Below are 21,149 nucleotides of genomic sequence, written 5' to 3'. Positions count from 1 at the left end.
ACACTCGTCAACTGCCCTGTCAGGAGGGTTTGCTGAGGCTGTGCGTGGCCTGTGAACCGTTCTGCGGCACCGGTTCCTCCTGCGTCTTCGGAGCCGTCCGCGCCGTGCGTTCCGTGTGCGCCCTGCGTCCCTGGTGCGCCGCGGTCGGAAGCCGCACGGCGACGACCGTACGGCCCGGCACGCTGTCCACCGTGACCCGGCCGTCGTGCGCGGTGACGACGGCCTCCACGATGGCCAGCCCGAGCCCGGTGCTGCCGTGTGCGCGTGACCGTGCGGCGTCTCCGCGGGCGAAGCGTTCGAAGATGTGCGGCAGCACTTCCGGCGGGATGCCCGGACCGTCGTCCTCGATCTCGATGACGATGTGGCCCGCGGCGGGCTCGTCCCGCACCCGCGCCGTCACCGTCGAACCGCGCGGCGTGTGCGTACGGGCGTTGGCGAGCAGGTTCACCAGCACCTGGTGCAGCCTCCTGCCGTCGCCCCGCACCTCGACGGGCTCGGCGGGTGCCTCCAGCCGCCACATGTGGCCGGGACCGGCAGCGCGTGCGTCGCTCACCGCGTCCACGACGAGGGAGGACAGTTCCACCTCCGCCCGCTCCAGCGGTCTCCCCGCGTCCAGCCGGGCCAGCAGGAGAAGATCCTCCACCAGTCCCGTCATCCGTGCCGCCTCCGCCTCGATCCGGTCGAGGGCGTACCGGGTGTCCGGAAGCCCGCCCCCTGGGCCGCCGGGGGCCCGGCGGGTCAGCTCCGCGTAGCCGCGGATCGACGCGAGGGGCGTACGCAGTTCGTGGCTGGCGTCCGCCACGAACTGGCGCACACGCGTCTCGCTCTCCTGCCGTGCCGCCAGTGCGGCACCGACGTGTCCCAGCATCCCGTTCAGGGCCGCTCCCACCTGGCCGACCTCGGTGCGCGCGTCCGTATCACGCTCGGACACCCGGTGCGGGAGCTCCACATCGCCGCTGTGCAGCGGAAGTTGCGCCACCCGCGCAGCGGTCGCGGCGACGCGCCGCAGCGGGCGCAGCGCGATCCGGACCATCGCGGTGCCCGCGATTCCCGCCGCCACCAGACCGGCGGTGGAGACGCAGACCTCGACCACGATGAGCGTCTCGAGCGTGGACTGGACGCCGCTCATCGGCAGACCGACCAGAAGGCCCCCCGCCTCCCCGGGCAGGGAGCCGGACTGGACGCGGTAGTCGCCCAGTCCCGGCAGCGTCACGGTGTGCGGACGGCCGTCGAGGGGCACCGCCTCGAGCGCGTGACGCTGGGCGCCCGTCAGTCCCGTCAGCCGGTCGGAGAGATCCATGCCGGGACCGCCGTCCGCATCGGTGCTGCGTGCGGCTCCGGTCAGTTCGCCGCTGCCGTCCGTACGGGCCCCGACTGTGCCGATCGGCTGTCCGGGTACGGCGACGAACCGCACGTCGTCCGCGCGCGGTTCAGGTCCGCGGGGAGGGCCGTACGAACGCTGCACGGAAGCACCGAGCTCCTCGTCCAGACGGGACTCGAGGGAGGAACTCACGGCTATCGCGGTGACCGTGCCGATCACCGCGCAGACGACTGCGAGCAGGGCGACCGCCGAGACGACGAGCTGGGTACGCAGCGACCAGCGCCGAGGCGGTCGGCCGCGCCGCCGCCACCACCTCACGGGCCCTCCCCGGATGCGGAGTGTCCGGCGCGGTCTTCGGGCGGGGCCTTGAGGAAGTATCCGGCGCCCCGACGGGTGTGGATCATCGGGGTGCGACCGTTGTCGATCTTCCGGCGCAGATACGAGATGTACAGCTCGACGACGTTGGACCGGCCCCCGAAGTCGTAGCTCCAGACCCGGTCCAGAATCTGCGTCTTGCTCAGGACCCGGCGCGGATTCCGCATCAGGTACCGCAGCAGCTCGAACTCCGTCGCCGTCAGCTCGATCTCGCTGCCGCCCCTGGTCACTTCGTGGCTCTCCTCGTCCAGCGCGAGATCACCGACGACGAGCACGGACTCCTGCCGGACGGTCAGCGCGCCCGAGCGGCGAAGCAGCCCACGCAGGCGCGCGACGAGCTCCTCGAGGGAGAAAGGCTTGGTGACGTAGTCGTCGCCGCCCGCGGTCAGCCCGGCGAGACGTTCCTCCAGCGCGTCCTTGGCGGTCAGGAACAGCACCGGAATCCGCGGCGCTTCACGTCGCAGTGCCCCGAGCACGGCCAGCCCGTCCATGTCGGGCAGCATCACGTCCAGGACCACCGCGTCCGGACGCCACTCACGTGCCGTGCGCAGCGCCGAAGTCCCGTCGCCCGCGGAGCGGGTCTCCCATCCCTCATAGCGCAGCGCCATGGACAGCAGATCGGTCAGCGGAGCCTCGTCGTCGACGACGAGGACCCGGCAGGCGGAGTGCCGGGAGGCGGCGTGATCGTTCATGTGCACAGCCTGTGCGTCTTCCCTGAGAGCTTCCTGTGCCATTCCTGTGAGAACGCTGAGAACGGGCCCGCGCCCGCAGGCCCGCACAACCGCCCGCACGCACGCACGCACGCCTGAATACTCGCTTGCGTGCCGGGCCGCTGCTCAGCATCGTGAACACGGTGAGCGACATACCCGAGCGGTGGAGCCGGGCCGACGTCCACCCCGACATGTGGGCGGACCCCGACGACGATCCCCGTAACAGTGACGGACCCAGCCCGGACGGCGAGTTGGCGACTCTGCACGACTACCTGAGTGGCTACCGGCTGACCCTGCGGATGAAGTGCGAGGGACTGGACCCGGAGGGTCTGGCGCGCCGGTCGGTGCCGCCGTCGACGATGTCCCTGCTGGGCCTGGTCCGCCACCTCGCCGAGGTGGAGCGGGACTGGCGCAACTGGGTGCTGCCGGGAGAGCCCGCACCGAAGCTGTACGGAGCGGATGATGCCGACTTCGAGGGAGCCGCCGCGGAAGAAGCGCTGGTCGAGGGCGCGTTCGCCGACCTCGCCCGCGAACAGGCGGCGACCGACGCGGTGCTGGCCGGGTATCCGGATCCGGGCGCGCGGGTGGGTCGGGACAACATCGCCGTCCGGGAGCTCCTGGTTCACCGGATCGAGGAGTACGCCCGCCACTGCGGGCACGCCGACCTGCTGCGCGAACGCATCGACGGCCGGGTGGGGCAGTAGCACACGTGACCCGCTGGAAGCGGTTGCCCGTGCGCCGATGCCGTGGCCGGGGAAGAGGCGCGCAACGATCATTGCGGCCCGGCGCTCGATCGGTACGCGCCGGACCCGAAGGAGCCGCGTCGCTGTAGGAGCCGAGGCAGGCCGAATCGGAGAACCACCTCTCCCAGGCTCCGTCAGAGGCCGGCCAGCAGGCCGTCGAGTGGCGCGGGCGTACGGCCGGGGTCGAGGGCCTCGACGAGGACGCGGCCGTAGTGGATCTTGCGGCCCTTCTTCGTGCCGAGGAAGCGGCGCAGCTGCTGCTGCGAGGTGCGGTCCCGCTGTGCGGGCTGGCTCAGGAAGGCCCGAAGGGCCCGCAGTTCGCCCTCGGCCCGTACGAGTTCCTCCACGCGGCTCACACCCAGCGCGCGGATGAGTTCGTCCTCCAGATCCGCCGCGCAGACGAAGATCCCTTCCTGCGCCGCACCGGTCCGCTCCAGCGCGCGAGCGTAGTAGGGACGCTCCGCCTGGTCGCACAGTCCCGTGAGACGGAGCCCGAGGCCGGGTGGCCCGAGGAGCCGGGCGAAGCGCCCGACGCTCATCGCACCGCCCATCGGCAGGACGCAGACCCCTTCGGCCGCCAGGTCCCGGCCGCGGCTCGCCGCCAGGGCGCTGACCGCGGCGGCGTCACTCGGCCCTTCGAGCAGAACGGCCGCCCGGACGGGCAGCCGCGCGGCCAGCTCACGCGCGGGGTCTCCGGTGCCGCCGGCAACCCACGCGGTCACCGCCTCCCGGAACGCCCCCATGTCGGCCATGACTGGAGTCTCCACCCCCCGCGGCCACCGGGCCAGGGAATTTCCGCCCGGGGGCGGCGGCTCACAGGCACGGCGACGCACGGGCCCGACCCACCTCGCCCCGGGGCCCGGCTTGTTCTGGAGCAGTGGAACCAGCGTCCCGTCCGCTGTGCGGGACCGGCACCGTACAGCGGACATCGGCGGCTCGGCCGCACCGGCGTCCCCTGACGCAGGCCCGAGGGCAGCACCGTCGGTGCGCCGCCCTCTTGCGCATGAACGAGGTACCGGTGAGAGGTCGAGTGGCCGGCGCCCCGCCCTCGCCGGGTGACCGGCCCCGTCAGTGCCGGCCACCCGGCGTGCGGGTCACGCCTGGAGCCACCACGGGCTCGAGTACGCCACGCCCCAGTCGTTGCACGGGTGGCCGTCGGGGCCCGGGGAGGGGTTGGCCCGGGCCGGGTCGGAGATGCGCAGGACGATCCAGTCGCCGTCGGCCGCGTTCAGGGGCACGGTGAACTTCGTCAGCCGGTTCGACCGGGTCTCTATGACGTCCACGACGGTCGGCGCGTGTGAACCCGGCCGCAGTACCTGGACGTTGAGGGGTTTGCCCTCCCACTCGGGGCCGCGGTCGAGGTCGAGGGTGAACTGGACGTCTCCCGATGCCAGACCGAGGGTGCCGCCCATCCGGACGCCGTCGGCCGTCGCGTCGAGTCGCAGGCCCGACACGCGCGTTGCGAAGAACCGCCGGGCCCGCATCGCCTCGAAGACGCCCGCACGGGTGTTCTCGGTGACCCACAGTCCGCTGCGGCCCTTGCCCTCGGGGAAGCCCCAGTCGGTGCCGTGTTCGTCGGTCACGCCCGTCAGGCCGGTGCGCCAGCCGGCGTTGAGGCAGGCGACGAGGGGCGAGAGGCCCGTGCCGGCCCAGCCGTCGAAGAGATAGTCGTCGCCGCGGTTGAACATCTCCAGGCCGACCATCTTCTCCAACGCCTCCGCGGAGTAGCTGAAGTTGTCGAACATCCCGGCCTCGCGCCCCGGATGGTTGAAGCCGGCGACGGCCTCGCGGCCCTGCAGCCAGCTGTAGAGCGAGTCCGGGCTGCCCGCGCCGCCGAGGTCGACCCAGTCGTCGGTGAACCAGACGTTGGCGTGGCCCTGCAGAGGGTGGGACCACTCGAAGCCGCGGATGGCGGTGTAGGTCCCCGGGGTGTCGGCGGCGTCCGCGAGTTGCCCGGTCCGGTCCCACTCGGCGGAACTGAGACCCCCGATCGACAGCAGTGTGGCGTGGTCGGTGAGGGCCGCGACGTCCAGGCCCGCGTCGCGCATCGAGGCGAAGGCGAGTTCGGGGTCGCCGTCGCCGTCGGACATGGCGGTGTGGTTGTGCAGGTCCGCGTGGACGAGCGTGGTGCCCTGGGTGAGGCGGGAGGCCCGGGCTGCTCCGGTGCGCTTGACCGGCACGTCGGACGATCTCGCGGTCCGGGTGGTCGCCGCACTCGCGGTGCCCGGGGCCGAGGCGAGCACGAGGAGGCCGCTCGCACCGGCGAGCAGGGACCGCCGGCTGGGCGTGTGGGGGTGGTCGTGTGTCGTCATGCGGGGTATTTCAGCGCAGAGCGGCTTACTCGTCAGTACCCCGCGCACGACGGGCTGTTGAACTTCTCCCCTCCGGGGGCCGTCCGCGAATTCCCCCGTGAATCGCGGACGGCCCCCGGGCCCGGGCCGGGACGTACCTGGCGCACCGGGCCGCTCGAGCGGGCCGGAGAGATGAGGTGCGGGGAACCTGGCCGGTGACGCGCGCGGCCCCCTCCGCGCGGTTGCTCCGGTCCGGCCGCCGTGCCGTGCCGCGTCGGCTCATGCGTCCGCCGACGGGCGTTCAGGCGCGCGTGCTCCCGGCGAGCCGGGCGGCTCCGCACCGGTCGGCACGTGTCGGTAGTGTTCCTGCGGACGCACGCCAACCAAGGTTCGATTAACCTCAGTTGATCGAACTGACGAGCAATCTGGCACACTCCGCAACACAGTGTCAACTCACGTTAATCGCGGCACCCTGGGGGACCGTATGCCGGCCGACGCCTTCGGCGAACGCCTGAACAGGCTCTTCGAGGTGGTGCACCCCCCTGACCGGGGTCCGTACACGAACCAGGAAGTCGCCGCGCTGCTGCGCGAACGCGGCGGACCGACTCTCTCCCACGTCTATCTGTGGCAGTTGCGAACGGGCCGGCGCGACAACCCCACCCGCCGCCATCTCGAGGGCCTGGCAGGGTTCTTCGGCGTCCCCGTGGCCTACTTCTTCGACGACGAGACCGCCGCCAAGGTCTCGGAGGAGCTGGAGATCATCAGGCGCATGCGCGACAGCGGCGTGCAGCGAGTGGCCGCGCGCGCAGTCGGACTGTCCCCGCAGAGCGTCGAACAGCTCCTGGCCACCATCGAGCACATACGCCGGCAGGAGGGTCTGGACTCCGGTTCGAGCGGCGAGGGGTCCGCTTGATGCGACGGCGCGGCCTGCGACAGGAATGCCGTCGCTTCGTCCGTGGTCTCGGTCTTCCCCCGGCCGGGAACATCAGGGAGCTGCTGCCCGTGGTGGAGGCGCGGACGGGCTACTCGATCCGGCTGGAGAACGCCCCGGTGGACAGCGGGCCGGGCCTGTGCGGCATGTGGATCCGCACCGCCGAGGGCATCGACTACATATTCGTCCACCAGGAGACCAGCCGTGCGCATCAGGACCACATCATCGCGCACGAGGCGGCCCATATTCTGCGCGACCACCGTGGCGGCCGGGCGCTGGGCGACGTGAACCCGGTGACCGAGCGCATGGTCACCACCCTCGATCCGGAGGTGGTGAAGGTGATGCTGGGCCGCAGCGACTACGAGTACCGGGACGAGAGGGAGGCCGAGTTGATCGCCTCTCATCTGCAGCGGCACATCCACCGCCCCCGCCGGCACACCGACGGGGACCGCATAGCCGAGACCTTGCTGCGTCACAGGAAGTAGGGACCGTGCAACAGCTCCTCCACCCGATATGCCTGGCGCTGGCTGTGACCGGTTTCCTGCTGCTCCTCTGGCCGCCCCGGCACCTGCGGCGGGACCACGCGCTGGCCGCACTCGCCGGTGTGTACGGCTTTTCGGCACTGTCGTTCCTGGTGTCGCTGGAACCGGTGTGGAAGGCACTCGACGAAGCCACCGGACGTCCCTCCACGGGCATCCTCGCCGCCTTCGGCTCGGTCGTCGCGCTGCTGGCCCTGCAGCCGGTCGTACTCGCCCACTGGGCGCTGCCGCCGCGGCAGGCGCGGAAGCGGACCCGCCTGTGCCTGACGGCGGGATCGGTGGTCGTCGCCGCCCTGGTCCTGCTGTTCTTCCAGCTGACCCCGACCGGCCGGACGACACCGCAGGGCTTCACCGTCAACTATGTGCACACCGGCGCCTATCAGGCGTATCTGGCGCTCTACATCGTCGCCTACACGGTCGGCGAGGCCGTGCTCGCGGTGGGCTGCTGGAAGGCCGCCCACCGCACCGGCGAGGTCTGGATCGCCCGTGGGCTGCGCATCGTCGGCATCGGCGCGGTGATCACCTTCGGGTACAGCGCCGTACGGCTCGGGCATGTCGGCGCCGCACTGTGGGGGCTGCCTCGACCGTCGGCCGCCGCCGAGGAGCTGGCCTGGATATGCGCCGACGGCGGTACCGCCCTGTGCCTGGTCGGTTTCTTCGTGCCGACCGTGGCGCTGCACGCCGTTCCGTACGTACGGTCCCGGCTGCGCGCGCACCGCGACTACCGGAGTCTCACGCCGCTCTGGGAGGCGGTGCACGAGGCCGTTCCCTCGATCGCACTGCACTCCACCCGTACCGTCACCGGTTCACGGATGCGTGTCCGCGCCATCACGTGGCATCTCTACCGCAGAGCTGTGGAGATCCGGGACGGCCAATGGGCCCTGCAGGCATGCCTGGAGGACTCCGTCCGCGAGGCTTCCGAGGAACGCCACCGCAGCGTCGGCCTCACGGGCTCCGAACTGGCGTCGGCCGTCACCGCCGACCAGATCCGCGCGGCGCTCGCCGCCTTCCGGCGCGGCGGGGAGACCGCGCGGTTCCCCACCCGGTACGCCGACGCGCACATGCGGGAGGCCGTACGCACCCCGGACGACGATGTCCGCGAACTGGTGCGTGTCGCCGCCCACTTCGACACATCACCGACCGAACAGGACACCCCGGCCCCATGGATCTGACCGACCTCACGGCCAACGGCCAACTGCACGCCCTGGAGCGGGGAGAGGTCTCCAGCCGCGAGCTGACCGAAGCACATCTGGACCGGATCACGCGCCGTCCCGAGTACAACGCGGTGGTCACCCTGGACAGCGAGGGGGCGCTGGCCGCGGCCGGTGAAGCGGACGCACGACGAGCCCGCGGCGATGCCGCCGGACCGCTTCTCGGGCTGCCGGTCACGGTCAAGGACGCGCTGGAGACCGAGTGCCTGCGCACCACGTGCGGCGCCGACCATCTCGCGGAGCACGTCCCGGATCAGGACGCCGACGCCGTGGCGCGCCTTCGCGAGGCGGGTGCCGTTCTCCTCGGCAAGACCAACACTCCGGCGATGTGCCAGGACCTCCAGACCGGCAACGCGCTCTTCGGCACCACCCCGAACCCCCACGATCCGCGTCGTACGGCCGGCGGTTCCTCCGGGGGGCCGGCCGCGGCGGTGGCGGCCCGTCTGAGCCCTCTGGACATCGGCAGCGACCTCGCGGGGTCGCTGCGGCTGCCAGGCCACTACTGCGGTGTCCACACCCTGCGCCCCAGCCACGGCACCGTCCCCGCGAGGGGGCACATCCCCCGCCCGCCCGGCTGGCTGGCGACCTCGGACATGCTCAGTATCGGACCCCTCGCGCGCAGCGCGGCCGATCTCGACCTCGCGCTGAGCGTTCTGGCGGGGCCCTCGCCCGAGGACGGCGCGGCCTGGCGCCTGGCGCTGCCCGCCCCCCGCCGGGAGAGCCTCGGGGACTACAGGATCGGCATCTGGGCGGACGACCCGTACTGCCCGGTGGACACCGCCACGGGCGCTCTGCTCGAACGGGTCACCAAGGCGCTCCACGACGCCGGTGCGGACGTGGACGCCACTGCCCGACCGGTGGAGATGGCCGCGTCGGACCAGCTCTTCCGCACCCTGATGTTCTCCGGGACCTCCGCCGGTGCCTCCGCGGAGGCGTTCGCCGGGGAGGTGGAGGCAGCCGGGGGCCTGACGTCCGGGGAGCGGTCCCCGGGCGCGGACTATCTGCTGGCCCGCACGATCCGGCACCGGGACTGGCTGCTCGCCGACGAGGAACGTCAGCGCATGCGCAGGCGGTGGGCGGAGTACTTCCGCGGAGTCGACGTCCTGATCACGCCCGCGGCTCCGTCCGCCGCCGTCGAGAGTCTGCCCGACGTGCCCCTGCCGGAGCGGTACATCACCGTGGACGGCGAACGGCGCTCCTACTGGGACCAGACCACGTGGCTCAACCTCGCCGGCCCGGTACGGCTGCCCGCCGCCACCGTCCCGCTGGGTGTCACCGCCGGCGGCCTCCCGCTCGGTGTTCAGCTCATCGGCCCCTATCTGGGCGACAGGACGGTCACACACCTCGCTGGCCTGCTGGCGGGTGTCTGAGAGGGGAGCACACCGGGTTCCGGCTTCCCGGGCGGACGGTCCGGGGCGAGGGTTCCCGGTCGTCTCCGTCCGGCGGCGGACGGAGACGACCGGGAACGACCGGGGACGGCTCACTGCGCCGACCGGGCCTCCCCCGTCTCCACGAGGGGGGCCGGCGGCTGTTCGTCCTCGTCCCGCGCCGGGATCATCAGCGAGCCGAGCACGCAGACGACGAGGTTCAGGCCGAGTCCCAGCACACCGGCGGGTATGCCGTAGAGCACCTCGGCACCGGCCAGCGTCCAGCCGCCCGAGAGGACCGCGCCGGCGAGCATGCCCCAGAACAGCGGTTTCGCGTGCAGCCGCCGCCAGTAGAGCCCCAGGATGAACGCGGGCGCGATCTGCACGATCAGCTCGAACTTGAGCACGAAGATGTTGTACAGGGTGGTCGGCGGATTCCAGGCGATGACCAGGAGCACCGCGACGACCGCGATCCCGGCGATCTTCCCCACGAGGACCTGCTTCGCCTCGGACGCCCGGGGGTTGATGTGGCGGCCGTAGAGATCGTGGGAGACCACGGACGAGAGGCTCAGCAGGGCCGAGTCGGCCGTGGAGACGATCGCGGCCACGACTCCGCCGAACAGCAGGATCATCAGCACGTAGAAGAAGATGTTGATGCCCGCCACCTCGTTGGCGATCATCCCCACCAACTGCTCGGAGTCCGCCTCCGACAGCCCCGGGAACATCTTGATCCCCACGATGCCGACGACGAAGACCACTCCAGTCGTCGCCAGCGGCATCCAGGCCATGATGCCCAGCGAACGCTTGAGCGTGCGCTCGCTCCTGGCCGCGTACACGCGCTGGATCGCGTGCGGGTACACGGCGGCTCCGAAGCCGACGAGAAGGACCATGGACAGCCAGTTGACGGAGTCGGCGCCCTGGGGGACTCCCACCTTCTCCGGTTCGTTGGCCGCCAGGTACCCGGTGATGCCTGAGAGGTCACCGCCGACGAGGTACAGCGCGCCGATGAGAAGGACGACGATGCCGACCAGGAGCGCGATGCCCTGCATGACGTCGGTGAGGGCCACGGCGCGCATCCCGCCCATCCAGGAGTAGATGAGCATCACGAGCACGAAGGCGATGACACCGATCTGGTAGGGGACGGTGTTCCCGGTCAGTCCTGAGATGCCCTGCCCCATGGCCACGAGTTGTTCGAGGAGGTAGTTGGCCAGGCCCCAGAGCATCAGCACCGCGACGAGCATGGACACCGGCGTCGACTTGAAGCGGTGGCGGACCCAGTCGGTCGGCGTCAGGAAGGAGTTCCGCTTGGCGATGACGTACAGACGGGGCGCGAACAGCAGGTACACGGTGATCACTGCGATCATGAACATGACCGACTGCCACCACACGAAGCCGGAGCGGTACGCCTCGGGCGCGTAGCCGACGACCGAATTCCCGCTGTACTGGGTGGCGTAGAGCGTGAAGAACAGAGCGACGAAGCCCAGGCCGCGCCCCGCGAGGAAGTAGCCCCGCAGGCTCTTCGTCGCGCCGGACTGCTGCCGTCCGGCGAGGTAGCCCAGAGCGAGCATCATCACCGCATACGCGATCAGAACGACGATCCCGGTGGTGCCGGAGAACTTCAGGTCGTCCATGGCGCACCGCCCTCGGCCGGCCGGGCGGCGGGAGCGGGAGCGTCAGCGGGGGAAGGGCCTGCGGCGCCCTCCTCCTCCGGCTCCACCAGATTCCACCAGCGCAGGCACAGCCAGCTGGTGAAGGCGGCGAACAGGAGCGTGAAGAGGACGGACAGCGCCATCCAGTAGGGAATCCCGAGGACGAGCGGCTCGATCGCTCCGGCGGGCAGATAGAGCGGAACACCGCCGAGGATGATCAGGACCATCGTCACCCACACCCAGGGGCTGCGTACGGGTTCCCTGAGGGGACGGCTTCGGTATGGCCGGTGGACCATGGTGAGGCTCCAGAGAGTCGGTTCGGTTGGTGCACGTTCCTTCCTGGCGGGCACGGATTCGTCCAGTTCCGTCCGCACCCGTATGGCGACCCGCTGTCCCGGGTCGCGAGGCAGTACCGACCGGCCCGGTGCGGCTCTCGCGGTGTCGCGGTGTCGCGGCGTCGCGGCGTCGCGGCGTCGCGGCGTGCCCGGGCGTCATCGGTGAAGAGCGTTCACACCACGGCCGATAAGGGCGGGGTGGGCTTCCACGGCCGCGGACGGCAGAGGTTCCGGCTCATATGACCCCCTCCGCCCGCCACTTGCGCAGCCGTTCGCCGTCGGCTCCCAGGATCTCCCCGTAGACCTCGTCGTTGTGCTGGCCAAGAGACGGTCCGAGCGACCGGACGTCGCCGGGGGTGTCGGAAAGCTTGGGAACGACGTTCTGCACGGGGAACTCACCGAGTTCGGGATGCATCAGCCTGACGATCGCCTGCCGCGCCGCGAAATGCGGGTCCCGCAGCATGTCCTGGGCGGTGTACACGCGCCCGGCGGGAACACCGCCCTCGTGGAGCCTGCCGAGCACCTCCTCGGAGGGGTGGCGCCGCGTCCAGGAGGAGATGAGCCTGTCGAGCTCCTCCTGGTGCTCGCCGCGGGCGTCATGCGTGCCGAACCGCTCGGGGGACGCCAGCTCCGGCTCCCCCATGACCTCGCACAGCCGGGCGAAGACGGTGTCACGGTTCGCACCGATGATGATCTCCGCGTCGTCGGCGGTCGGGTAGGAGTTGCTCGGGGCCACACCCGGCAGCGTCGAACCGCTGCGCTCCCTGCGGAATCCGGCGACCTCCCACTCCGGGATCAGGGATTCCATGAGGGCCAGCACCGCTTCGTAGATCGCGGTGTCGACGACCTGGCCGCGGCCCGTCCGGTGCCGGGCGTGCAGCGCCATCACGGCGCCCAGCGCGGAGAACGTGCCCGCCAGCGAGTCGCCGAGGGAGACGCCCACACGGCTCGGCGGCCGGTCGGGGTCACCGGTCACGTGGCGGACCCCGCCCATCGCCTCACCGATCGAACCGAACCCGGCCCGTTGCGAGTACGGGCCGTCCTGTCCGTAGCCGGTGACGCGGACGAGCACGAGCCGGGGGTTGAGCTCCCGCAGTGACTCGTAGCCCAGCCCCCACCGCTCGAGAGTGCCCGGACGGAAGTTCTCCACCAGCACGTCCGCGGACGCGGCGAGTTCACGCAGGATGCCCTGCCCCTCCGCGCCGCGCAGATTGCAGGTGACCGACTTCTTGTTCCGCGCGATGACCGGCCAGGACATCGCCACGCCGTCGCGCTTCTGGCCCCACTTGCGCATGGGGTCGCCCGCTTCGGGGTCCTCGACCTTGATGACTTCGGCTCCGAAGTCGGCCAGCAGCTGGCCGCAGAACGGTCCGGCGATCAGCGTCCCGGTCTCGATGACGCGTACGTCCGAGAGCGGGCCGCGGGCAGTCGGCGAACTCACAGCGGTCATTCCTCCTCGTGCGGGTGGTGCGGGTGGTGCGGGTCTTGCGGGTGGTGCCGGAGGTCTCACGGGTGCCGGAGTTCCTGCGGGTGCTGCGGCTGCTCCCGGGTGTGCGCCCGCACGACACGGTGCAGCGCGGCCCGCGCCGCACGTACGTGGGACTGCATGACGGCTTGCGCCCAGTCGCCGTCGCCCGCCTCGACGGCGTCCACCAGCTCCCTGTGCTGGAGGAAGCTGCGCTCGAACTCGGCGGCGGTGTACTGGTGGAAGGTGCGGCGCACCAGCGGCACTTCGATCACCCGCTGCAGCAGGTCGGGCATGAGACGGCCGGCGACCTGGTGCACGGCCCGGTGGAACCGCAGGTTCAGCCGGGTGATCTCGTCGTATCCGCCCTCGTCCAGCGAGTTCAGCTGCCGCTCCATCGCCTCGCACAGCGCGCGGAGTTCTTCCACGTCGGCGGTGCCCCGCTCCGCGGCCCGCCGGGCGGCGTGACCCTCCAGCACGCTGCGCACGTCGAAGATCTCGTCGAAGTCCGCCGCGCTCGGCAGCACCACTTCGGCCCCGCGGTTCGGGGTCACCTTGACCAGTCCGTCGGCCTCCAGGCGGCGCAGGGCGTCCCGCACCGGGGTGCGGCTGAGGCCGAGTGTCTCCGCCAGCCGCGACTCGGTCAGCCGCGTGCCGGCGGGGTGCGCACCGTTCATGATCGCCGACCGGAGATCGGTGTACGCCCTCACCGCTGCCTGTGACACAAACCTCACTCCTCTCAAGATTGTGTACAACATAGAGATCGATGGACGGCCGGACAAGGGCCTGGACAGCAAAAGTCCAGGACAGCAGAATGCTGCTCGGAAAGATTGTGTACGAAAGGTGGTCGGCGATGAGTGAGCAGCCCCGTGCGGACATCATCGAGGTGGGCCCCCGCGACGGTCTGCAGAACGAGAGCACGCTGCTGTCGGCCGCGACGAAGGTGGACTTCGTCGAAAGGCTGATCGCAGCCGGTGCACGGCGCATCGAGGCGGTCTCGTTCGTGCATCCTCGGCGCGTACCGCAGATGGCGGACGCGGAGGAGGTGATGCGCAGCGTGCCCCGCGGCGGGGGCGTCTCCTACTCGGGTCTCGTCCTCAACCGCCGCGGCTTCGAACGCGCCGTCGAGGCGGGGGTGGACGAGGTCAATGTCGCCGTCGTCGCGACCGACACCTTCAGCAAGCGCAACCAGGGGACCACCACCGAGGAGGGTGTGCGGCTCTGGTCCGGAATCGCCTCGCTCGCCCACGAGGCGGGAATCCGGGCGACGGTGACGATCGCCGTCGCCTTCGGCTGTCCCTTCGAAGGCGTGGTGAGCGCGGATCACGTCCAGGAACTGGTGCGCCGGGTCTCCGAGGCGGGGCCGGCCGAGATCGCGCTGGCCGACACCGTCGGGGTGGGCGTGCCCACCCAGGTCACCGAACTGGTCCGCAGAGCGCGGGAGGTCACGGACGCGTCCCTGCGCTTCCATTTCCACAACACGCGCAACACCGGATACGCGAACGCCGCGGCGGCACTGAACTCGGGTGTGTACACGCTGGATTCGAGCTGCGGCGGTATCGGCGGCTGCCCGTTCGCGCCCGCCGCGACCGGCAACATCGCCACCGAGGACCTCGCGTACCTGCTCACCGGCACGGGCGTCGGCACGGGTCTCGACCCGGAGGCGACCGCGCGTACCGGCACCTGGATCGGCACGCACCTCGGCAAGGAGGTGCCGGCGCTTCTCGGCAGGGCGGGGAACTTCCCGGCCTGAGGGGGCCGTTGCCCGCCGCGACACGCTGGACGGCCGAGGGCTTCGGCCACGGGAGAGGTCATTCGATGGATTCGTCAGCCGCGCCCTCGAACCGCCGGCGCTGGGTCGTACTCGTCGTGGGCTTCGTGGCGATGACCACCGCGTGCAGCGCCCAGTACGGACTGCCCTTCCTGATACCGGCCCTGCGCGAGGACGGCCTGACCCTTTCGCAGGCCGGCCTGGTCGTCGCGGCACCGGTCGCGGGTCTGCTGCTGACCCTCGTGGCATGGGGCGCGGCGGCGGACCGCTGGGGGGAGCGCGTCATCCTCGGCAGCGGTCTGGCGCTGTCCGGGACGGCCCTGACCGGGGCCGTCTTCGCCCAGGACTACCGCACGATCGGGGTGGCGCTGGTACTGGCCGGAGTGGGCAGCGCCTCGGTGCACGCGGCGAGCGGCCGGCTGGTGCTCGGCTGGTTCGCCGAGCACGAGCGCGGCCTGGCGATGGCCGTCAGGCAGACGTCACAGCCGATCGGCATCGCCGTCGCGGCTCTGACGCTGCCCTCTCTCGCCACGCGCGGGCTCGCGCCGGCGTTCGGCTTTCTCGCCGCACTGTCCCTCTTCGCGGCCGTGCTCGTCGCCGTCGCCGTCACCGATCCCGCGCGCGAGGCCGCCGGCACCTCGGCCTTGACCGGCTCTCCCTACCGTTCCGGCACGCTGTGGCGCATACACGCGGTGAGCGCGCTGCTTGTCGTGCCGCAGTTCGGCATCGCCACGTTCGGCCTCACCCACCTCGTCGACGAGCAGGGGTGGAACGCGGCCGCGGCAGGCCGCGCGCTGGCGATCGCCGCCGTCGGCGGGGCCGCTGCCCGGCTCGCCGCCGGCTACTGGTCGGACCGCGTACGGAGCCGGCTGCGTCCGCTCCGCCTCGTGACGCTCGCGATCGGGACGATCCTGCTGGCGGTCGCTGCGAGTTCGGCGGCCGGCCCGGGCCTGGCGGCGCTCGCCGTGCTCACAGCCGCGGTGGTGACGGTCAGTCCCAACGGCCTCGCCTTCACCGCGGTCGCCGAGCACGCCGGCCACTCGTGGGCGGGGCGCGCCATGGGCATACAGAACACCGTGCAGAACGCCTTCGCCGCCGCGGTACCGCCGGTCCTGGGCAGCATGATCGTCGCGGTCGGGTACAGCACCACGTTCGCCGTGGCGGCGCTCTTCCCCTTCGCCGCCATCGCGCTGATCCCCCTCGCGGCCGAGAGAGGAGGGGCGGAGCGTACTCCCGGGAAGCGGGCGCGCCGCCTCGCCCGTCGCCGCGGCTGAACCGGAGCGGAGTGCCGGGCCGGTGTGCCGGGCCATGTGCCGGACCGGTGTGCCGGGCCGGCTTCCGGATTGACGTGATGGTGCGTATCCCTCCCACGGGAGGGTGAACGCCCGCTACCGTGCCGCCATGACAGCGCGGCCCCCCGCTCCCGTGGCCCTGCGAGGCCGGTACGTCGTGCTGGAGCCCCTCAGGATCGATCACGTCCCCGACCTCTTCGCGGCCCAGGGCGGCCTGGAGACCGACTGGGGCTGGCTGCCGGTCCTCGCACCGCGCTCGCAGGCCGAGATGCGCCTGATCGTGGAGCAGCGTCTCGCCCAGCAGGCCGCGGGCGCGGCCTTCCTCTTCGCCGTGCTGCACGCCCGTACCTTCCGGCCCGTGGGCTGGATCGCCTACCTCGACATCGGCGTCATCGACCAGCGGCTGGACATCGGATGGCACTGGCTCGGGGACTCGCTGTCCGGCACGTACGCCAGGGTCGAGATGCATCTGCTGCTGGTGCAGCACGCCTTCGACGACCTGGGTTTCACACGGGTGCAGTGGGAGCTGGACGACCTCGACCGCGCGGGCCACGACACGATGCTCCAGATCGGGGCGGTGCGCGAGGGGCTGCTGCGGAGGCACCTGCGACGCCCGGACGGTACATGGCGGGACACCGTCCTCTACGCACTGCTCGCCCCGAGCCGTGCCGCACCACCCGCCGGCGGTTACGGGCCACGGGCCGTACCCGCGGGGCCCACCACGTTCTGGCCCGCTCCGGAGCCCCCGGGAGGCCGGCCTCGTCTCGGGCTTCCCCCGGGAGACGGCTGGGCCGGACGGTGACGTCGGCGGCACCGCGTCCGGAGTTCCCGGACATGTACGGGCAGACAACCCTGTGCGCGGAATGCACAGTTGACGCCCGGAATTTCAGCAACAGTGACTCCTCGTTCCGGCTGTTTCTTCGGTGAAGTGGTTCCACACGCACGGCCGTTCGCTGTTGACTGGCTCGGGGCGGGCGATCCCACGCCCCGTTGGCGCGATGCCCCGGGACACCGGGACCTGCGCCCCTGACAGGCCCGGAAGACCCGGAACGCCACAGGCATGCGGGACGTACGGGCGCGGAGAACGGAACGTGCGGACCGACTCGGCGGAGTCCGGCGCCCGGCCCCTTCCTTTCAGGACGTCCACACCGAGAGGACTCGATGACCGCCTCCCGTGACGAGCAGCAGCCTCAGGCCGCTTCCGAGGACCGGGAAGCCGCCGGTTCCGCGCATGCGGCCCAGGAGCCGCATGCTCCCTTCGCGGGGCAGGACCAGGAGGAGCGGGGATTCCCCGCGGGCTCGGACGTGTTCGGCGACCCGGACGACACCGGGGACAGCGGCACGGGCACCGGCGGCGACAGCGCCGGGGAGGTCGTCACGGTGGTCAACCCCCGTATCGTCCCGGCGGGTTCGAGGACACCGGCGTCCGGCGAGCCGTCCGGCCCGACCCGCAGGGCGATGCTCGTCTCGGTGACCGCGCTGGCCCTCGTCGCCCTGCTGGTGGGGGCGTTCATGCTCTTCGGCGGCGGGGGCGGGACGGAGAGAGCCGGGTCGGACGCCACCCCCGGACCGGAGTGGGAAGGCGCCCAGGGCGGCGCGCTGCCCGAGCCCGCCCTTCCGGCGCCGAGCGAGTCGTCCTCGGACGAGGAGGACGACAAGGACGAGGACGAGAGCAAGCCCCCTTCGCACAGCGGCCCGTCGGACGACAAGGACGACGGGAAGGAACGCCCGCCGCAGGACGGCGACGACGACGCCCCGCCGGAGGGACGCCCGCCCGGCGACGGCGGGAACGGCTCCCCCGGCACCGACCGGATCTGGAACCACAACTCGGACCAGTGCGTCAACGTCCCCGGCGGCGAGGGCAGGGACGGGACGCCGTTGCAGATCTTCAAGTGCTCGGGCGCACAGTCGCAGCAGTGGAAGTTCGCGAGCGACGGCACCGTACGCGCCCTCGGACTGTGCATGGACGTGGCGGGCGGCTCGACGAAGGACGGCACCCTGATCCAGCTTGCCCACTGCAGCGGCAACCCGGCCCAGCAGTTCCGGCTGAGCGAGGGCAGCGATCTGGTCAACCCCCAGGCGGACAAGTGCGTTTCGGTGCAGGACGGCCGCATCCAGAGCGGCGTCTGGCTGGTGCTGGAGCAGTGCTCCGGGGACGACAGCCAGAAGTGGAGCCCCGTCTGATCCGTCCGGCCCGGCCGACCTCGCGTCACAACAGGGGCGCGGGCAGCCCCTTGAGGCGTCCGCCTTCCCGTCCGAACCGGCGCTTTCCGGTCGAGATGGGGCGACGGGGACGCGCTGCGCGACATGTCTTCGCAGGTCAGAAAGAGGTTTCTGGTTGAACTACAACCATTTTGTCCGCGTTCCGAAATCCTTGCGGACAACCTGACCCACGCCCCGAACTGGCACTTCCCCAATCGGCCGACGGTGAGTCAGTACTTCACGACCGGAAGTGACCGCTCGGCGTGCGTTCGCGCCCGATCTGCGCAAGAGTCCTGCCTGTCCGATATTTGAAAAGACAGAGCAAGGAGTGTTCGAAATGCGGTACGCAGTCAAGGTGTTGGGCACATCGGCGGCGCTGGTCCTCGGATGTGTGACGGGCCTGGGAGCGGGTGTCGCGCACGCCGACTCCACCGGGACCAAGAGCCTGTACGCGCCGTCGGCGTTGGTCATGACCGTCGGCAAGGGCGAGAACGCGGCCACCGCCGGCGTCCAGCGGGCCGTGGTGCTGACCTGCGCACCGAGACCCGGCGGCACCCACCCGTCCGCCGGCCGGGCCTGCGACCGACTGCGCTCCGTCGACGGCCGGTTCCAGCAGCTGGTGGCGACCACGGATGCGCAGGGACGGGTGTGCACCAGGATCTGGGACCCGGTCGTCGTGACCGCGAGCGGCGTGTGGGAGGGGAAGCGGGTCTCGTTCGAGCACACCTTCGCCAACCCCTGCACCCTGAACAAGACCGAAGGAAGCGTCTTCGCCTTCTGAGCCGTCCGGGGACCGGTTCCCCGTGAACGCAGGCGGTCACGCTCGCGGCCGGTTCCCCATGCCAGGCACCGGCGCATGTCACGTCCGCCCACCTTCCCGCCCGTCCTCCGGCCCCCCGCAGTACACCGTCAGCGGGTCGGAGGCGGGCACACGGAGCGGCGGCCCCTCGGCGAGACCGAGCACGACCACGGGGCCCTCCGACGCGTCGTGCTCACCACGCACGCTGCGGACCAAGTGCCAGGCACCCCAGGCCCGTACGTACTGTCCCGAACGGACGGCCACCGCAGCGATCTCCTCCTCGGCGGCAGGAGAGAGGGCCGGGGCCTTGAGTTCGGCCCAGACCGTCTTGCCGGTCCCGCCGTCCCGTTCCTGTACGCCCCAGCGCTGGACCAGTGCCTCGACGAGCAGCAGTCCGCGCCCACCGGTCTCTTCGTCACCGGGCGTTCGGATCTCGGGCCTGCCGCCGCCCGCGTCGCTCACCTCCAGACGCAGCACCCCCTCCCCCACCGAACGCGAGATCCGCACCCCCACCTGACGGTCGTGCGGCACGCGTACGCGGAGGGCGTTGGTCACGAGCTCGGAGAGCACCAACTCTGCGGCCTCCATGACGTCTTGGTCCGCTCCCCACCATCCGAGAGCCGCGTGCAGGAGTGCCCGCGCCCTGGGCACGCTGCCGCGGCGGCGGGGCAGTCGACAGGCGAACTCGTGATTAACGGGCTGCTCGGGTGGCGTGGTCATGGCGACCCCTGAAGTTCATGTGACAGATGCGAATACCGGCTGCTGCGACGGGACTTGAGGGTGCCCGTCACAGCCAGCTCCTCGCAGCATAGGCATCGATGCAAAATTGCATGGAGCTGTCGCGGGCTGCTTCATCCTTTCGAGTATTGGCCGCTCTCATTTCGTCGGACACCTGGTAGGCAGTTGCACATGCCTTCTGTGAAACCGTCCACTGTGCTCGGCCGCCAACTCGGCGAAGAACTCAAGAGGTTCCGCGAAGCGGCAGGGGTCTCCATGACGGAAGCCGCTGGCGTGCTGGACTGCACCAAGGGCAAGATCAGCCGCCTCGAAAACGGTCATGTGCCGGTCCGGGCACCGGATCTGACTGCTCTGATGCACAGGTACCGCATCGAGGACACCGAGACGCGCGAACGTCTCAGTGCCTTGGCGCGCCGCGCCAACCGTCGTCGCCGGGACGGCTGGTGGCACGACTACGGCTCTGTACTCGGTGACGCGTACCGCGACCAGATCGAACTGGAAGCGATCTGCGACCGGGTTCGGACGTACGAGTCACAGCTTGTACCAGGGCTGTTGCAAACGGCGGAGTACGGACGGGCAGTGACGGTGGCGTCCCGAGCCTGGCAAACACCTGAGCAGATCGATCAGTTCGTCCAGGTGCGGATCACCAGGCAGCAGCGGCTCACCGGTGAAGCGCCTCTGTCCCTCTGGGCTGTTCTTGCCGAGGGTGTGCTGCGACAGCGAGTCGGTGGCCCTGCCGTGATGGGTGCGCAGCTCGATCACTTGGTCTCGATGGCGGATCTCCCCAATGTCACCCTCCAGGTATTGCCGTTCTCCCGTGGAGCGCATTCCGGTATGTTCGGCCCGTATGTGCTGCTCAGTTTCCCGCAGGTGACGTCACTCGATCTCGTGCTGACCGAAACCCCCACCGGCAACATCTGGATGGAGCGGGAGCCCGAGGTCGCCTACTACCGAGAACTCTTCGACGACGCGCGCACCTCGGCGTTGCCGCCCACGGAATCGCTCGCACTGATCCGTCGCATTGCCAAGGAGCACGAACATGACACGTGACCCGTACATACCGCTCGCTTCCGCGAACGCAGCGTGGCAGGCAAGCAGTTACAGCGGAGGGCAAGGCAACTGCGTCGAGGTCGCCCGCAACGTTCCCCGGCTCGTTCCCGTGCGGGACAGCAAGCGCGCGGACGGGCCCGTGCTCCGGTTCAGCCCCTCCGCGTGGCGCGCGTTCCTCGGCCATGTGGGCTGAGCGGAACGCCGCTCACTCTCACCGGCATCTCCCGGGCCGCCGGAGTCAGACGCCCGCCGTGGCGGGAAGCGGCTGTTCGGTCCAGATGACCTTGCCTTCGGCGGTGTAGCGGGTGCCCCAGCGTTCCGCGAACTGTGCGACGAGGAAGAGGCCGCGTCCGCCCTCGT

The 21,149-nt window shown here is 70.9% G+C and carries 22 protein-coding genes; 12 read left to right on the top strand and 10 right to left on the bottom strand.

Annotated elements, in window-relative coordinates:
• Window positions 1–19: 19 nt before the first annotated feature.
• Window positions 20–1,639 carry a sensor histidine kinase gene (locus H343_RS32335; protein ID WP_078506044.1) on the bottom strand — a complete coding sequence of 540 codons (1,620 nt, stop codon included), beginning with the start codon at window positions 1,637–1,639 and terminating at the stop codon, window positions 20–22.
• Window positions 1,636–2,388 (bottom strand): response regulator transcription factor, encoded by a 753-nt coding sequence (locus H343_RS32330; protein ID WP_051265832.1) that lies wholly within the window; start codon window positions 2,386–2,388, stop codon window positions 1,636–1,638. The genes H343_RS32335 and H343_RS32330 overlap by 4 nt, the downstream gene beginning before the upstream one ends.
• A gap of 161 nt (window positions 2,389–2,549) precedes the next feature.
• Between H343_RS32330 and H343_RS0122925 the strand changes: the two genes are divergently transcribed.
• Window positions 2,550–3,110, top strand: a complete 561-nt coding sequence (locus H343_RS0122925) for a DinB family protein (protein WP_028433047.1) — start codon at window positions 2,550–2,552, stop codon at window positions 3,108–3,110.
• Window positions 3,111–3,283: 173 nt separating this feature from the next.
• Here H343_RS0122925 and H343_RS0122920 read toward each other — a convergent pair whose 3' ends face one another.
• Both H343_RS0122920 and H343_RS0122915 read right to left on the bottom strand, forming a co-directional pair.
• A complete protein-coding gene (locus H343_RS0122920) occupies window positions 3,284–3,901 on the bottom strand; it encodes a TOPRIM nucleotidyl transferase/hydrolase domain-containing protein (protein WP_028433046.1) in 618 nt (205 codons plus the stop codon).
• 342 nt (window positions 3,902–4,243) lie between these two features.
• The gene (locus tag H343_RS0122915) at window positions 4,244–5,461 is read right to left on the bottom strand and encodes a CehA/McbA family metallohydrolase (RefSeq protein WP_028433045.1); all 1,218 of its coding nucleotides are present in this window, start codon (window positions 5,459–5,461) and stop codon (window positions 4,244–4,246) included.
• Between the two features lie 463 nt (window positions 5,462–5,924).
• Here H343_RS0122915 and H343_RS0122910 point away from each other — a divergent pair, with 463 nt between their 5' ends.
• The 4 genes from H343_RS0122910 to H343_RS0122895 all read left to right on the top strand — a co-directional run bounded on the left by H343_RS0122910 (window position 5,925) and on the right by H343_RS0122895 (window position 9,491).
• Entirely contained in the window at window positions 5,925–6,353 is a 429-nt protein-coding gene (locus H343_RS0122910; protein ID WP_028433044.1) for a helix-turn-helix domain-containing protein, read from the top strand.
• Between the two features lie 89 nt (window positions 6,354–6,442).
• Complete coding sequence (locus tag H343_RS33655) at window positions 6,443–6,856, top strand: hypothetical protein (protein ID WP_051265829.1); 414 nt, start codon at window positions 6,443–6,445, stop codon at window positions 6,854–6,856.
• Window positions 6,857–6,861: 5 nt separating this feature from the next.
• Complete coding sequence (locus H343_RS0122900; RefSeq protein WP_028433043.1) at window positions 6,862–8,082, top strand: MAB_1171c family putative transporter; 1,221 nt, start codon at window positions 6,862–6,864, stop codon at window positions 8,080–8,082.
• Complete coding sequence (locus H343_RS0122895) at window positions 8,073–9,491, top strand: amidase (protein WP_028433042.1); 1,419 nt, start codon at window positions 8,073–8,075, stop codon at window positions 9,489–9,491. Before H343_RS0122900 ends, H343_RS0122895 begins: the two co-directional genes overlap by 10 nt.
• A gap of 110 nt (window positions 9,492–9,601) precedes the next feature.
• Here the strand turns inward: H343_RS0122895 and H343_RS32320 are convergent, their stop codons facing one another.
• The 4 genes from H343_RS32320 to H343_RS32310 form a co-directional block, all read right to left on the bottom strand.
• Complete coding sequence (locus H343_RS32320) at window positions 9,602–11,119, bottom strand: sodium:solute symporter family protein (RefSeq protein WP_051265826.1); 1,518 nt, start codon at window positions 11,117–11,119, stop codon at window positions 9,602–9,604.
• The gene (locus H343_RS32315) at window positions 11,107–11,433 is read right to left on the bottom strand and encodes a hypothetical protein (RefSeq protein WP_199778981.1); all 327 of its coding nucleotides are present in this window, start codon (window positions 11,431–11,433) and stop codon (window positions 11,107–11,109) included. The genes H343_RS32320 and H343_RS32315 overlap by 13 nt, the downstream gene beginning before the upstream one ends.
• A 274-nt stretch (window positions 11,434–11,707) precedes the next feature.
• On the bottom strand, window positions 11,708–12,913 hold the full coding sequence (locus H343_RS0122880; RefSeq protein WP_028433041.1) for a CoA transferase: 1,206 nt from the start codon (window positions 12,911–12,913) through the stop codon (window positions 11,708–11,710).
• A gap of 65 nt (window positions 12,914–12,978) precedes the next feature.
• On the bottom strand, window positions 12,979–13,662 hold the full coding sequence (locus tag H343_RS32310; protein WP_037904794.1) for an FCD domain-containing protein: 684 nt from the start codon (window positions 13,660–13,662) through the stop codon (window positions 12,979–12,981).
• A 128-nt stretch (window positions 13,663–13,790) separates the two neighbouring features.
• Here H343_RS32310 and H343_RS0122870 point away from each other — a divergent pair, with 128 nt between their 5' ends.
• The 5 genes from H343_RS0122870 to H343_RS0122845 all read left to right on the top strand — a co-directional run bounded on the left by H343_RS0122870 (window position 13,791) and on the right by H343_RS0122845 (window position 18,983).
• The gene (locus H343_RS0122870; RefSeq protein ID WP_028433040.1) at window positions 13,791–14,690 is read left to right on the top strand and encodes a hydroxymethylglutaryl-CoA lyase; all 900 of its coding nucleotides are present in this window, start codon (window positions 13,791–13,793) and stop codon (window positions 14,688–14,690) included.
• A 65-nt stretch (window positions 14,691–14,755) separates the two neighbouring features.
• On the top strand, window positions 14,756–15,982 hold the full coding sequence (locus tag H343_RS32305; RefSeq protein ID WP_051265819.1) for an MFS transporter: 1,227 nt from the start codon (window positions 14,756–14,758) through the stop codon (window positions 15,980–15,982).
• A 127-nt stretch (window positions 15,983–16,109) separates the two neighbouring features.
• Window positions 16,110–16,802, top strand: a complete 693-nt coding sequence (locus H343_RS32300) for a GNAT family N-acetyltransferase (protein WP_158679601.1) — start codon at window positions 16,110–16,112, stop codon at window positions 16,800–16,802.
• Between the two features lie 359 nt (window positions 16,803–17,161).
• Window positions 17,162–18,184, top strand: coding sequence for a ricin-type beta-trefoil lectin domain protein (locus tag H343_RS36105; RefSeq protein ID WP_051265813.1), 1,023 nt, complete (start codon window positions 17,162–17,164; stop codon window positions 18,182–18,184).
• A 355-nt stretch (window positions 18,185–18,539) separates the two neighbouring features.
• A complete protein-coding gene (locus H343_RS0122845) occupies window positions 18,540–18,983 on the top strand; it encodes a subtilase-type protease inhibitor (RefSeq protein ID WP_028433039.1) in 444 nt (147 codons plus the stop codon).
• A 78-nt stretch (window positions 18,984–19,061) separates the two neighbouring features.
• Here the strand turns inward: H343_RS0122845 and H343_RS32290 are convergent, their stop codons facing one another.
• On the bottom strand, window positions 19,062–19,721 hold the full coding sequence (locus H343_RS32290) for an ATP-binding protein (protein WP_037904792.1): 660 nt from the start codon (window positions 19,719–19,721) through the stop codon (window positions 19,062–19,064).
• A 189-nt stretch (window positions 19,722–19,910) separates the two neighbouring features.
• On the opposite strand from H343_RS32290, the gene H343_RS0122835 reads away from it, so the two are divergent.
• Together H343_RS0122835 and H343_RS0122830 are read left to right on the top strand one after the other, a co-directional pair.
• Window positions 19,911–20,789: a Scr1 family TA system antitoxin-like transcriptional regulator gene (locus H343_RS0122835; protein WP_028433038.1), complete on the top strand. Its 879-nt coding sequence runs from the start codon at window positions 19,911–19,913 to the stop codon at window positions 20,787–20,789.
• Window positions 20,779–20,982: a DUF397 domain-containing protein gene (locus H343_RS0122830; protein ID WP_037904790.1), complete on the top strand. Its 204-nt coding sequence runs from the start codon at window positions 20,779–20,781 to the stop codon at window positions 20,980–20,982. Before H343_RS0122835 ends, H343_RS0122830 begins: the two co-directional genes overlap by 11 nt.
• A 45-nt stretch (window positions 20,983–21,027) precedes the next feature.
• Here H343_RS0122830 and H343_RS35670 read toward each other — a convergent pair.
• On the bottom strand, window positions 21,028–21,149 hold a 122-nt coding region (locus H343_RS35670; protein ID WP_199778980.1), incomplete at its 5' end, for an ATP-binding protein.

It is taken from the genome of Streptomyces sp. TAA204 (assembly GCF_000424965.1).
This window is presented reverse-complemented; position numbering and strand designations above follow the sequence as displayed.

Coding starts and splice junctions, on each gene's coding strand:
- H343_RS32330 (WP_051265832.1), bottom strand. CDS start 2,388: ATGAACGATCACGCCGCCTCCCGGCACTCCGCCTGCCGGGTCCTCGTC.
- H343_RS0122920 (WP_028433046.1), bottom strand. CDS start 3,901: ATGGCCGACATGGGGGCGTTCCGGGAGGCGGTGACCGCGTGGGTTGCC.
- H343_RS0122915 (WP_028433045.1), bottom strand. CDS start 5,461: ATGACGACACACGACCACCCCCACACGCCCAGCCGGCGGTCCCTGCTC.
- H343_RS0122910 (WP_028433044.1), top strand. CDS start 5,925: ATGCCGGCCGACGCCTTCGGCGAACGCCTGAACAGGCTCTTCGAGGTG.
- H343_RS0122895 (WP_028433042.1), top strand. CDS start 8,073: ATGGATCTGACCGACCTCACGGCCAACGGCCAACTGCACGCCCTGGAG.
- H343_RS32320 (WP_051265826.1), bottom strand. CDS start 11,119: ATGGACGACCTGAAGTTCTCCGGCACCACCGGGATCGTCGTTCTGATC.
- H343_RS32315 (WP_199778981.1), bottom strand. CDS start 11,433: ATGGTCCACCGGCCATACCGAAGCCGTCCCCTCAGGGAACCCGTACGC.
- H343_RS0122870 (WP_028433040.1), top strand. CDS start 13,791: ATGAGTGAGCAGCCCCGTGCGGACATCATCGAGGTGGGCCCCCGCGAC.
- H343_RS32305 (WP_051265819.1), top strand. CDS start 14,756: ATGGATTCGTCAGCCGCGCCCTCGAACCGCCGGCGCTGGGTCGTACTC.
- H343_RS32300 (WP_158679601.1), top strand. CDS start 16,110: ATGACAGCGCGGCCCCCCGCTCCCGTGGCCCTGCGAGGCCGGTACGTC.
- H343_RS36105 (WP_051265813.1), top strand. CDS start 17,162: ATGACCGCCTCCCGTGACGAGCAGCAGCCTCAGGCCGCTTCCGAGGAC.
- H343_RS0122845 (WP_028433039.1), top strand. CDS start 18,540: ATGCGGTACGCAGTCAAGGTGTTGGGCACATCGGCGGCGCTGGTCCTC.
- H343_RS32290 (WP_037904792.1), bottom strand. CDS start 19,721: ATGACCACGCCACCCGAGCAGCCCGTTAATCACGAGTTCGCCTGTCGA.
- H343_RS0122835 (WP_028433038.1), top strand. CDS start 19,911: ATGCCTTCTGTGAAACCGTCCACTGTGCTCGGCCGCCAACTCGGCGAA.
- H343_RS0122830 (WP_037904790.1), top strand. CDS start 20,779: ATGACACGTGACCCGTACATACCGCTCGCTTCCGCGAACGCAGCGTGG.